The following is a 13,188-nucleotide window of genomic DNA, read 5'->3' as shown; positions in this document are numbered from 1 at the left end:
AAGCACAAGGGAGAGCGGCGGAAGTACAAGGAAAAAGATCTTATTTCCGTTTCCGACCTTCCTTGCAAACAGCCTTCGGTCTATAGTTTAGCTCCCGGTCGAGGGGAAAGATTGGCCGGGAAAGGTTCTTGTAGGGCAGGCTTTCAAGAAGTTCGTTGCTGCTGCCTTTGCTCAGGGCCATGATCGACCGCTTCGCCCTTACCTTGTGGTATGCGGTGAGATAGCCCAGCTTTACAACCACAACGCTATAATCTTCCGCCTCACATCCCAAGGCGGTAAACATATCCGGCGTGATGAAACCGATGTGCTTCGAAACGAGGATTAGGTCGACATGGCCGACGCGTACCATGGCCATGTCCGCAGCAAAGCGCTCCCAACCGGAGACCAGAGAACGGACCTTTCCGGATATGGGAAGCGGGGCACTTGTCTTTCGATCGAAAGCGGCGCCGACGCTCATATCGACTTTGCCGCCTAGGCCGGCGGCAAAGCAGGCGCAGGTGGCCGCCGGATCGTAGATTCCGGCATAGACCACGGGCTTTTTCAGCGAGGCAAGACAGCTGCTTGCAAGTACCTTTTTGAGAAAGCCGGTACAATCTGCAGAGGATCCGGCGGTCGGGTTGTCTCCCGAATCGGAAAGATAGACAGGCCCCTCCACTTCCGTCGTCGCCTGACAGGCAAGGGCAATCGCTTCGTCTTCTTCCCGGGTGACGGTATGGAATTTGAACTGCTCCCGGCGTTGCCAAAAGGCATCTGCCAATTCCTCGGCAAGTCTTCCCGCCTGCTCCCTGCCGTTCCTTGTAACGACAACCGCGGAAACCCCGTTCTCCCGGCAATCGGCCCAGGGAAACCCGAGAAGATACGAGGCCGCCATCACCTCCTTGCGGGTTTCATACTCGCGCAGGAGATCGATGAGCTCATGCATCGGCTCCACACTGGTCTCGCTCTTTTCTCCTGCGATGAGGAGGGGGAGCTTACACCAGGCAATGGAGGGAAGGGTTCCCTTTTCCAGAATTTCGATCAACATGGTTGCCGCATGCTCGCCAGTCTCGAAACAATCGGTATGGGGTGCCTGCTTGTAGCCGGTAAAGGCATCGAGCCCATCCAGCATGGCATCGGTGATGGTGGCATGCATGTCAAGAGAGGCCGTGATCGGAAGCGTGGGAAAAAGGACACGGAGGTCCCGCAACAAATCACCTTCGGCCTCCCCGATCTCCTCCACCCGCATGGAACCATGAAGGGAGAGTGCTATGCCGTCGTAGGGGCCTGAGGCCTCGGCACGCTGCAAGAGCTCCCGCTTCAGATCGAGGTACAACTGTTTCTGGACCACACCGTTGGGAACGGCCCGGGCCACAAGCGCGGGAACTACCTCATAGCCGGCCGCCTGAAGCGTCCTGACGATCCCGCTGACGCTGTCGCTGTCGTTCAAAAAAGAAAAAAGTTCATCCCCCCGCTGCACGGAAAAATCTTCTTTCCCGGTAAGGATCGGATTAAAGGTATTTGATTCGTGATGGATTCCCGCCACCAATATCTTACGCATCGCATGACTCCTAAACATAGATTGTATATATCGTCATTGATCAATGAGATTTGTCAAAAGTGAATTCCAGATTCTCACATTCTGCTCTCCGTTGCCCACTTGAGGAATTGCATACAAGGTATTCAGCATGGCAGCAGCGGCTCCCGTCGCCGCATCATAAGCGGCATCATCAAGAACTTCGATTCTCACCCCATTGGCAGAGAGGCGTCTCCATTGAGGGGCAAACTCCCCTTCAAGAACACCTGCGACAAGATCCTGTTCTCCTGCAAGATCCCCACCGATAAAAAGGGCCCGGGGATTGGTGATATGCATAATAAGGATCAGGGTCCCCAGCAGCTCGACGACAAGCTTCCGCCGAACGGTACGATCGGAGGCCACAAGCCTCATCTCTGCAAGGGAGAGCGAGAGCTGTCCCGGGACCTTCTCCTCCTGCCTGAAGAAAAGGCTCCGATATTCACCGGCACGATGGGTAAAGCCCTGATAGATTTCGCCGTTATAGACAAGGCCCATTCCGATACCGACCGAAGGATAATTCTCCGGCAGCAACTCGCTGCGATGAAAACGCGGAAGCAGATAGATAAAAGAATCGTGATCGCCGCTCCCCTCATACCAGAGATTTTTCCAGGCACAGCAATTTGCATCGTTCTCCACCACAATGGGAAAGGAAAAGTTCTCCTCCAGAAAAGGGCCGAGGTTATGATGCTGAAGGTTGTGGGTCCAGCACTCTTCGATGATGGGTCCGGATGGATCGACCACACCCGGGATGGCGACCCCTGCCCCGAGGACAGGGCCTTCCCCTCGCACGGATTCACGAACCTCTTTCAGCACAGAGGCAAAGCGTCTTTCAAAGGTCTTTGCCTCACCGTCGTATTCCCGGTGGAAGGACCCGACAACCCTTCCACCTATGTCGGTAACCACGGCATTGTAGTAATCGGCCTGCAAATCGAGCCCTATGACCGTACCGTAATCATTGTTGAGTTCGATTCTGATCGCCTTACGCCCGCTCCCGTTTCCACCGATACCGGAACTTTCCCGGACCAAGCCAGCCTGCAGCAACCTATTCATAATGTAGGTAACAGTGGATGGCTGGAGGCCAAGCTCCTCCGCAATTCTGCTTCTGGAGGTGCCACCCTGCTTTCTCAGATAGTTAAGGATAAGAGAGCCGTTTGCCGCTTTTTGATATTTGCTGTTACCCACAATCTTCATGATATTCTCCGATCTCGTTTCCTATTTTGAGCCGAGACCCCGGAGCCGTGTGACCATATCCCGGTCGGTAAAGCTGTTGACAAATTCCGGCTGCCTGAGGAGTCCGCCCATGTATACATCACCGGGACGGTAGGTCATGCCGCTCTCTCGCTCCCGATCGACAAAAACATGATACTCGCGGGCACCGGTAAGCTCAATGATTTTCTGCATATTCCGAGGGGTGATACCATTGCCCGGCATGATGATGATACGCCCCGCCGCCCGATCGACAAGTTCACGTACCAGTTCAACCCCCTCGAGCACCGTGGGAGCCTGCCCGCTGGTCAGGATGCGGTTAAAGCCGAGATCGATGATGGTCTCAAGAGCATCGAAGGGATTTCGTACCACATCGAAAGCACGGTGAAATGTGGCATTCATGGGACCGGCAAGCTCCCGAAGAAGTGCATTACGATCTCTGTCGACCAGGCCGTCGGGCGTAAGGATCCCAAAAACGACACCGTCGGCCCCGGCCTCTCCGGCGGCAAGAATATCTTCTTTCATAACCTCGAACTCGTAATCGCTGTAGAGGAAATCACCTCCGCGAGGTCTGATGATGACCTGAAGACCAATATCGATTGCCTTTCTGGCGGCACGAATGGTACCGATGCTGGGCGTTGTGCCCCCCTGAAAGAGGTTGTCGCAGAGCTCAACCCTGTCGGCTCCGCCCTGTTGTGCATTGATTGACGACTCGACAGAGTCCAGACATACCTCAATTGAAATTTCTTGTAAAATCTGTTGTGTGTCCATGTAAAAGAAACTCCTTATGCTATTCCTTGAGTGCACCTTCGCCAAAACCCTTGATAACCATATTATGTGCCCCGATGTAAAAGAGAATCATGGGAATCGTGCCGATGACCAAGGCGGCAAACTGCATGCCGTAGTTCACGTTGAGCCTTCCCGCAAAGGCATTGATCGATACGGGAAGACTTCGCATATGCTCGCCGCTGGTGAGAATAAACACAAGGATAAATTCATTCCAGTTGCGAAGAAAGGTGAGAACGGTAATGGTCGCCATCACCGGTGTCGATACAATAATGATCACTTTGAGAAAAATCTGGATGTAACTGGCTCCGTCGATCACCGCCGCCTCGATCAAGGAATCTGGAATCCCCCGGATGTAGGAGGTGGCAAGAAGTACGGCCATGGGGAGCCCAAAGGCGATATAGGGCAGAATCACACCGATTCTGGTATCGTAGAGTCCCATACGTGTTTCCATGATAAAAAGCGGTGCGATAACCGAATTCACCGTAATCAAAAGCCCCAGGGTGAAGGCGGCGTAATACCACTTTGCCGAAGCATAGTTGAACTTCGTCAGGGCAAATCCCGCCGCAAGGGAAAAGAGAACGGTGAAAAAGGTTCCTATACCCGTGTAGAGGATGCTGTTGATTGCGGCAATTCCCATATGGCCGATACTCCAGGCATCCCGATAGTTTTTAAACGTCGGTTCCTTGGGAAGGGAGAGGGGGTACATCATGATCTCTCCCTGAAGTTTAAAGGAGGAATAGAGCATCCAGAGGAGAGGCATAAGCGTAATAAGCGTAAAGAAGATCAAAAAAACATATGCGAACAAGCGCCATCCGGCGGAAATATCCCGGTTAAGTTTCGGCATATCACATCCCCCTATTCGTATTTTTTCTGGTATCGGCCGTAGAGCGAGCGGGAGAGTGTGATCAAGCCCACACTCAGAATCACAATGATCACGGAAACGGCGCTTCCATAACCGTAGTTGTTGTAGGTGAAGGTGTGTTTATAGAGGTAGATCGACATAACACTGGTATAATTCACCGGCCCTCCCCCTGTCATGGCATAGACAAGATCAAAGCTTTTCAAGCTTCCGGAGATGGCAAAAATCGAACTGGTGAAAATTACATTGACCAGGGCAGGGATAACAATTCTGGTAAGAATCGTCGATTCCGATGCCCCGTCGATCTTGGCCGCTTCGATAACCGATTGGGGAATTCTTTGCATATTGGCCAGAAACATGACCATATACAGGCTGGTATGCATCCACAGAAGCACAAAAAGAATCGGAATCATGGCCCATTGGGGACTCTCGAATATGGTCACCACATAGTCAGGATTGTCGGTGATCATCCTCATACAAATGGTAAAGATACCCACCGGGGAGAAAATTCGGTTCCACAAGAGTGCGACGACAACGGCGGAAATGGTTATGGGAAGAAATATCATCATCTCGAAAAAACGGGTGGCCCTGACCAGCTTGCGATAGAGCAGATAGGCAAGTACGATTCCAAGGGGAATTTGCCCCAAAATCGAGATCAACATGATCTGAATATTGTGCCAAAGAGCCTGGAGAAACTCCGGATCGGTAAAAATCGAGATGTAATTTTTCATCCCGATAAACCCCACAAGGGCGAAGTTCTTCCATTTGGTAAACGAAAGCAGTGTGCTGACACCTATCGGGAAGATAATGATCGACAGGTAAATCAACAATGCGGGTAAAAGTAGAATAAAGAAGCTAAGTTTTTTATCTTTCGACTCGATCATTATCTTCCCCCTTTATTTAGTTACCAAGCCGGTTGGAATCGTTTTCCTTCACCCAAGCTTCGTACTTTTCGGCGACCTCCTGCGGAGTCATATTGCCGAACATCATCGCCTGAATGGAAGGATTAAGGACGCCCATACCTTCACCATCCATCTTTGCATCGATCACATAGCCCATGGGAGTATTTTCCTGAAAATCGGCATATGCGATCTGAAGACGCGGAAGATCATACTGGGAGTAGTCGAGTTTACAGGTGGGAATCTCACCATACTTCAGACGAATGGCAGCCCCCTCGGGACCGTTGTAAAACTTCAGGAAGGTAAGAGCGGCCTCAAGCTTTGCAGGATCATCCGCAAGTTCCTTGTTGATGCCAAAGCCCTCGGAAGGAACGGCAACACTGGTACCATGATCGACAGCACCCGCTATCTCGGGAAACACCCCCATATAGACCGCATTCTGGAAATCCTGAGGCAGAGAGGTGGTCATGGCAGAGGTTCTCCAGCCCGCATCGATCAAATAGACAGACTTGCCCTGGTAAAACTCCTGATCAGCCTCGGTATTGGACATCTGGTTTACGCCGGGGCTGAAGACTCCCTTATCCACCATCTCTTTTACGATTTCAAGCGAGCGGACAAAGGGTTCATCGGTAAAGGAGGCCTTACCAACCATTGCCTTTTGGAACCACTCTTTGCCTCCCATCCTATCGACAAGGGCGCTTAAAAGCCACGAATTGACGGGCCACTGATCCTTGTTTCCGAGAGAAACAGGATAATAGCCTGCCTTCTTGATGGTGTCGACCTGGGAAAGAAGTTCTTTATAGCTTTTGGGAAAGGAGAGACCAAGCTCATCGAGAATTTTCGTATTGGCATACATCACATGGCAGACTGCCATGGAAGGGGGAATGGTGTAGATCTCCCCTTCACTCCCCTGCGCTTCCCACGCCGCGGGATTAAAAGATTTCATGAAGGCATCATCCAGGTAGGCTCGAAGGTCCAGCACCTTTCCGGTTTCGGTAATATATGCAGTCCGCTTCCCCACATAGGTGGTAAAGACATCGGGCATACGGCCGGAAGCGGCCATGGCCTGGAATTTCTGATGAAACGATTCGCCGGTGGCATATTCATGCTTGAATTCAATCTCGGGATGTGCCGCGGTAAAGGCTTTCATTACCTCATTGTGTCCTTCGTACTGCGGATTTGCCGGGTCGATCTGAAAATAGGTGGAAAGAACAATCTTTCCATTCCCCTTTTCCTGGTCACCTCCTGCCCAGGCAAGCGTAGATGAAAGTAGCAAGATCACTCCAGCCAAAGCCAGTGCTCGCACTCTCTTACGTGCAGTTTCTGTCATAGAAACCTCCTTATTAATTCATTCAATGAATTAATTAAACAAGGAAATTCCTGAGCTGTCAAGGATTTTTCGCACGTTTTACTGTCCCGAATAGTGGTGATACACCGGTTAAAGCTTACACAGCCTTCTCAACGATCATTAACATTCTCCACCACGACAAAAAAAACCGGAGCCAAAAGGCTCCGGTACGATGCTGCAGCACGTTGATTGATTAGACTGGTTAATAGATACGCTTGCGGGCATCGGTCAAAAGGTCAAGAAGCTTTTCCGACGGATTGCGGAATTTTGCAAGAAAAATCATTGCCGCAATAATATAAGGCTTAAAAGAGGCCTGCTTGTAAAGAGGATCCCGGTAGCGGTCGAAAACCGATGCCGCAACCTCACCCTTTTCGCAGGAAACGCCGGAGATGTCGGCAGGAAGACAGTGCAGATACAAAGCTTTTCCCTCCCGAGTGGTCGACATCAGTTCTTCGGTACATTCCCAGTCGATAAACTGGGCATTCTGGGCAAGACAACGCTTTTCCAGCTCCTTGAGTGCCTGCTGATCACCGGTCTCAACAATCTTGGTCCGCTCTTCCATGACGCTAAACGGGGCCCAGCTTTTCGGGTAGACAATATCGGCATCCTTAAATGCCTCGGCCATGGAATTTACCTTGGAGAAGGAGCCCCCGCTCTTTTGAGCATTCTTGGCAGCAACCCCTTCCATCTCGGGCATGACATTATAGCCTTCCGGATGGGCAAGTACGACATCCATCCCGAAACGGGTAAAGAGCCCGATAATCCCTTGAGGAACAGAGAGGGGCTTGCCGTAGGAGGGACTGTAGGCCCAGGTCATGGCAAGCTTTTTTCCCTTGAGGTTTTCAACACCACCGAACTCATTGATGACATGAAGGGCATCGGCCATGGACTGGGTCGGATGGTCTATGTCACACTGAAGGTTGACAAGGGTGGGACGCTGCTCAAGCACCCCGTCGTAGTGTCCGTCTTCCACGGCCTGGGCAACCGTTTTCATGTAGGTATGTCCCTTGCCAATGTACATGTCGTCACGAATACCGATGACATCTGCCATAAAGCTGATCATGTTTGCCGTTTCCCGAACCGTTTCACCGTGGGCAATCTGACTCTTTCCCTCGTCAAGGTCCTGTACCTCGAGGCCGAGAAGATTACAGGCACTGGCAAAGCTGAAGCGGGTACGGGTCGAATTATCCCGAAAAAGGCTGATGGCAAGACCACTATCGAAGACCCTGCTCGATATGTTGTTCTCTCTCATGCCGCGAAGGATCTCGGCAACCTCAAAGGTGGCCCGAATTTCATCGTCACTGTGCTTCCAGGTGTGGAAAAAATCCTTCAGATACATTTTCTCTGTTCTAAGGGTAGAGAGTGACCTGATCATCTCCTCGATTCCAATTTTGTCCATGTAAACTGTTCCTCCAAAAATTATTCTCTCTCTATTTCAGTATGATATTCGCCCCGCCATAAGGCGGGGCAATGCGAGCGTTATTAGCCGAGTCTTAGAGCTTTCCGAGAGCCCGAAGTACCTTCTCCGGTGTAAAAGGCCAGTCCCGGATCCAAACCCCGACGGCATCGTGGATTGCCGAAGCAAGAGCGGGAGAGGCACCGTTCAGGCTGATCTCCGATACGGATTTTCCGCCGAAGGGGCCGTAGGCGTCGTCGGTAAAGACCAAATGTGCGCCAAACTCCTCAGGCAAGTCGGTAATCATGGGGATACCGTAGTCCCTCAGGGTCGGGTTGGTTAGGACACCCTCTTTATCGATCACCATCTCTTCCCACAGGCTGTGGGCGACCGATTTAAAGGCACCTCCGTAAATCTGTCCGAGAGCAAGTTCCGGGTTGATGGGAGTCCCGCAGTCCTGAAGGGCATGATACTTCTGCACCTTTACCTCGCCGGTACGGGTATTAACCGCGACCTGACAGAAATGGGCCCCATAGGGAAAGGCAAAATCCTCACTGGTGAAGCTTGCGTAGCCGACCAGCTGACCGGAGCCAAGGCCCGCCTGGGTCTCCTGGGCAATTTCCCTATAGCTCACCTTCCCTTTCTTTCCCACAACAACGCCCGGTTTCTCAACGGCAAGCTCCTCTACGGGCTCGTCGAGCATCCTCGAGGCAACCTGCAGAATTTTCTCCTTTAGGTCCACGGCAGCCTTGAGGGAGGCATTGCCGGAAAAGAAGGTTCCGCTTGAGGCATAGGCGCCGGTGTCGAAGGGTGTTGTATCGGTATCGCCGGAAAGGATCGAAACCTGCTCCATATCCACCTTCAAGGTCTCGGCAGCCACCTTCACCGAAACCGTATCAAGGCCGGTTCCGAGATCGGCACCGCCGGAATGGATCATGAAGCTTCCGTCGGCAAGCATTTTGACATCGGCACAGGAATGATCCAGACCGGGAAGTCCCGATCCTTGCTGAATAATGGCAAGTCCCTGACCGATGTGAACATCGGGGTTCGCAGGCTGATCCTTCTTTCCCCAGCCTATCAGATCCGCTCCTTCCTCCAGAGCAGGGCCAAGGCCGCAGCTGCCGACCGGCGCAGGAGTACCCTCCCGCCCCTCACCGAGACAGCGAAGGATTTCCAGCATGGTCCCCTCTTTGACCCGTACCTTTTCCACAAGTTTGAGGTGATCCATCTTTAACTCATCGGCGAGTTCCGCCAGGGCCATTTGCAGGGCAAAGGAGCCTTTCGGTGCTCCGTAGCCCTGGTAGGCACCGGTTATGGGAATATTGGTATAATAGGTGATAACATCGAATTTAAAGTTGTCGCACATCACCAAGGGAAGACTCTTGGAACAGGCATTCATCGGAACGGTGAGACAATGATTGCCGAAGCAGCCGCTGTTTGCAAGCACCCGCATGTAGACAGCGGTGAGGGTGCCGTCACGTTTTGCTCCCAGCTTTACCCGAACCTTCATGGGAAAGCGGCTGGAGTTGCTGGTGAACTCCTCTTCCCGGGTGTAATGGTAGAAGACCGATCTGCCGGTACTCCAGGTGGCAAAGGCGGCGACCTCTTCAAGAACGATATCCTGCTTCGATCCGTAACCGCCGCCGACACGTTCCTTGATCACCCTAACCTGGTTTTCACTGACACCAAGGATCGTGGAAACAATCCGGCGAAGATGCCAGGGAACCTGGGTAGAGGCGTGGATAACAAGCCGCTCCCCATCCATCTGGGTATAGACGACATGGGTCTCCAGAGGGGCCTGTTGCACCTGGCTGGTCTCGTATTCTCTGTCGATAACCACATCGGCTTGAGCAAAGCCGATGTCGACATCCCCGATCCCTCCGGTCACACTTGCGGCAATATTATGACGGGGATCACCGTGGATTGGAAACTGATAGATGATCTTACCGTCCCGGGGATTTGCTCCTTTGTTGTAGGAATCAAGCTCGTCGGGAGCTCCTGCCACATACTCAACGGTTCCGCCGTGGATGACAGGTGCGCCTTCGGCAGCGGCTTCTTCGATGGTAAATACAGGCTCAAGTACCTCATATTCGACCTCGATAAGGCCCAAGGCCTTGTCGGCGATCTCCCCGTTTTCGGCAACAACTGCAGCGACACGGTCACCTACATGCATAAGCTTCTGATTGAACATCCGTCTGTCATAGGGAGAGGGCTCGGGAAAGCCCTGGCCGGCAAAGGTGTACCAAACATCGGGACAATTTTTATAGGTAATGACCATGACGACTCCAGGCAAGGCCTCGGCCTTACTGGTATCGATACTGGTAATATATGCATGGGCATGAGGGCTCTTGAGCATTTTGAGGATGCAGGCATCCTGTTCCACAAAATCCTCGACAAAGGCCTTGCGGGCGGTAACCAATTTGGCACCGTCCACCTTTTTTCTCACCTTCCCGACCACATCGAGGTCTTCCCGAAACTCGGGAGCGATCTGTGTGGTATAGCCGGGATCTTTCATCCGTCGGGATGCGAGTTCCACAGCCTTGAAAAACTGCTGATACCCGGTGGCACGATTATAGATCCCGGAAAGTGCGTCTATCACCTCCGCTCGGGAAGGATCGGGACTCCGTTCGAGGAGATCTGCAAGGGCGAGAGCCGCGGCAGGGCTGTTGTAACCGGACTGGACTACCCCCGCATCGATCATCGATTCCTGGACGATCGAAAGCTTTTTTCCTTTCACCAGAGACTCGGCGGTTCGGATCGTCCGTCCCTCTGCCTGGGCTGCAATCATGAGATTGGCATAGGCAGGTTTTCCATCCACGAGGATGAGATCGCTACCGGCGAAACCCTCGCCGTCATCGCTGTCACGGACCGAGAGCATGCCGAGGCGATAAAGCAATTCGCGTAGGTTCTCGCCGGGATGTGAAAAAAGTCGTTTCTCAACACCGTTTAGGGTGAATGTCAATTCCATTGCGTTTACCCCCTATTCCCGGCGGCGATACAGGCCGTAAAAAGATCTATAGCACTAACGCCTGCAATGTAACGTTTATATTCTGCAGAACCGAGATAATCGGAAACCGGCTTTATCGCGTTTTCAAGGTGTTGAGGAAGCCTTTTAACAGCTTCGGGTTCCGAAGCCAAAAGCGTCTCTACCGATTTCACTCGCCGGGGACTCCCTGGAAGCCCCCCCACGACAAAACGAACCCCCTTCTCAGGAACTTCGGTAAGGGCACAGGCCATGACAAAAACGGGAGAGCCCTGGGAGGTCCTGGTAAGCCTTGCGGTTCGCAGCCGCCGCTTCGGGTCGGGGAGGATGATATTCATGATCAAACCCTGCTTATCGGAAAGCCACTGTTCCAGGGATACCGTTTCTCCCGATGACATCTCAAGGAGGGCATCATAGGCAAGCAACACAGGGATGAGATAACTGTCCCGGCGATCGGAGGCAATATTGCCTCCGGCCGTCGCCATGTGACGCAGGGGACGACTTGCAGCCTGACCGGCGGCATGGCGAAGAGGCTCAGGGAGGGAACCTTCATCTGCTATCTGCTGAAGCGATATACCAGCTCCAATGATAAGGGAAGAAGCTGACGTTTCGATCCTTTTCGGCGTTACAGCGGAAATGTCAATTGCAATACTCCCGGCAACAGGCGAGTGAAGCCTGTTCACCTCACTCCCGCCGGCGAGAAAAAAGGCCTCGCTTCCATACCGATTTTTTAACTCCAGAGCCTCTTCGGCCCGAGATGGTTTCACGTATTCTCCTACCATATCCACCTCCCTATCGTTGCTCGAGAAGCCTGGTAGCAATGGCATTGGCCTTCCCTGTCAATGCTCTTTCGTCAAAACCGACAAGGCAGCCCTCATCGACGACCACCTCACCGTTTACGATGGTGTAGGCGGTCCCGTGGTCGTAACCAGAGAAAAGCAGCGCGGCAAGGGGGTCGGAAAGGGCCCCGGCATATTCGAGCCGATCGACATTCCAGATCGCCATATCGGCCGCCATCCCCTCTTCAAGCCTCCCCACCCTTTCATAACCAAGTAACCTTGCACCGTTTTCCGAGGCGATCTTGAAGGTCTGTTTTGCGGTAAGGGCACCGCTTCCGTACTTGACCCGCTGGAGCAGCATGGCCTGACGGGCTTCGCCCAAAAGATCGCTGGTATCGTTACTGGCAGAGCCATCCACCCCAAGGGCGACATTTATCCCCCGAGGCAGCATCTCCGAAACCCGGCAGATACCGCTTCCCAGGCGCATATTGCTGGCCGGACAGTGGGCGATGTGGCTACCGGTTTCGGCCAAAATATCGAGTTCCTCATCGTTGAAGTGGATGCCGTGAGCAAAAAAGACATCATCACCGAGAAAATCGCAGTCGGCCATCACCTGTACCGGGCGCCTGCCGTAGACCTGAACACAAAAATCATTTTCATCCAGGGTCTCGGCAAGGTGGGTGTGCAGGCGAACCCCATGCTGCCGCGCAAGGGCCGCGGAATCCTTCATGAGCTGTTCGGTTACGCTAAAGGGGCTACAAGGGGCCAGAACAACCTTGCGCATGGAAAAATCGCTTTTGTCGTGATATTGGGAGATGACCCGCTCGCTGTCGGCCAAGATAATCTCCTCGGTCTGTACCACCGAGTCGGGGGGCAATCCCCCATCCTTCTTCGAGAGGCTCATGGAGCCCCGGGTCGGTGAGAAGCGCATACCGAGGGTTTCGGCCGCCTCGAACTGAAGCCCCATGAGGTCACCGGCAAAATTATTGGGGTAGAGGTAGTGGTGATCGGTAGTAAGGGTACAGCCGGTCTTCAGAAGTTCTGCCATGGCAAGAAGGCTCGAATAATAGACGGCTTCTTCGTCAATGTGCTTCCACACCTCGTAGAGGTAGACCAGCCAGTCGAAAAGTTTGGCGTTTTGCACCGCAGGAATGTTTCGCGTCAGGGTTTGGTAAAAGTGGTGATGGGTATTCACCAGACCGGGAACCACCACATGGGTGGAACAGTCGATAATCCGGTCGACCCCGGCAGGATCGATCTTCGGGGCGATCGAGGCAATTTTGTTGCCGTCGACCAACATATCATAACCGCGAAGCCCTTCGGCCTGGCCGCCGGGATGCAGGTAATAGATATCCTTCAAAAGCAGTTTTGCCATGG

General features: G+C 52.9%; 10 protein-coding genes. All 10 read right to left on the bottom strand.

Features of this window, described 5'->3' with window-relative positions:
- Nucleotides 1-40: 40 nt before the first annotated feature.
- The 10 genes from SPIRS_RS07075 to SPIRS_RS07030 all read right to left on the bottom strand — a co-directional run bounded on the left by SPIRS_RS07075 (nt 41) and on the right by SPIRS_RS07030 (nt 13,186).
- Nucleotides 41-1,537: a M81 family metallopeptidase gene (locus SPIRS_RS07075; protein ID WP_013253992.1), complete on the bottom strand. Its 1,497-nt coding sequence runs from the start codon at nt 1,535-1,537 to the stop codon at nt 41-43.
- A 33-nt stretch (nt 1,538-1,570) separates the two neighbouring features.
- Nucleotides 1,571-2,743: an ROK family transcriptional regulator gene (locus SPIRS_RS07070; RefSeq protein ID WP_013253991.1), complete on the bottom strand. Its 1,173-nt coding sequence runs from the start codon at nt 2,741-2,743 to the stop codon at nt 1,571-1,573.
- A gap of 21 nt (nt 2,744-2,764) precedes the next feature.
- Entirely contained in the window at nt 2,765-3,529 is a 765-nt protein-coding gene (locus SPIRS_RS07065) for a copper homeostasis protein CutC (RefSeq protein WP_013253990.1), read from the bottom strand.
- A gap of 19 nt (nt 3,530-3,548) precedes the next feature.
- Nucleotides 3,549-4,391, bottom strand: a complete 843-nt coding sequence (locus SPIRS_RS07060) for a carbohydrate ABC transporter permease (protein ID WP_013253989.1) — start codon at nt 4,389-4,391, stop codon at nt 3,549-3,551.
- 11 nt (nt 4,392-4,402) lie between these two features.
- Entirely contained in the window at nt 4,403-5,290 is an 888-nt protein-coding gene (locus SPIRS_RS07055; RefSeq protein WP_013253988.1) for a carbohydrate ABC transporter permease, read from the bottom strand.
- Nucleotides 5,291-5,306: 16 nt separating this feature from the next.
- Entirely contained in the window at nt 5,307-6,635 is a 1,329-nt protein-coding gene (locus SPIRS_RS07050; protein WP_013253987.1) for an ABC transporter substrate-binding protein, read from the bottom strand.
- Between the two features lie 220 nt (nt 6,636-6,855).
- The gene (gene ygeW / locus SPIRS_RS07045; protein WP_013253986.1) at nt 6,856-8,052 is read right to left on the bottom strand and encodes a knotted carbamoyltransferase YgeW; all 1,197 of its coding nucleotides are present in this window, start codon (nt 8,050-8,052) and stop codon (nt 6,856-6,858) included.
- A gap of 94 nt (nt 8,053-8,146) precedes the next feature.
- The gene (locus SPIRS_RS07040; protein WP_013253985.1) at nt 8,147-11,017 is read right to left on the bottom strand and encodes a molybdopterin-dependent oxidoreductase Mo/Fe-S-binding subunit; all 2,871 of its coding nucleotides are present in this window, start codon (nt 11,015-11,017) and stop codon (nt 8,147-8,149) included.
- Between the two features lie 5 nt (nt 11,018-11,022).
- On the bottom strand, nt 11,023-11,799 hold the full coding sequence (locus tag SPIRS_RS07035; protein ID WP_245537722.1) for an FAD binding domain-containing protein: 777 nt from the start codon (nt 11,797-11,799) through the stop codon (nt 11,023-11,025).
- Between the two features lie 25 nt (nt 11,800-11,824).
- Entirely contained in the window at nt 11,825-13,186 is a 1,362-nt protein-coding gene (locus tag SPIRS_RS07030) for an 8-oxoguanine deaminase (protein WP_013253983.1), read from the bottom strand.
- Between the last annotated feature and the right edge of the window lie 2 nt (nt 13,187-13,188).

The organism is Sediminispirochaeta smaragdinae DSM 11293 (assembly GCF_000143985.1).
Taxonomy (GTDB): Bacteria; Spirochaetota; Spirochaetia; order DSM-16054; family Sediminispirochaetaceae; genus Sediminispirochaeta; species Sediminispirochaeta smaragdinae.
This window is presented reverse-complemented; position numbering and strand designations above follow the sequence as displayed.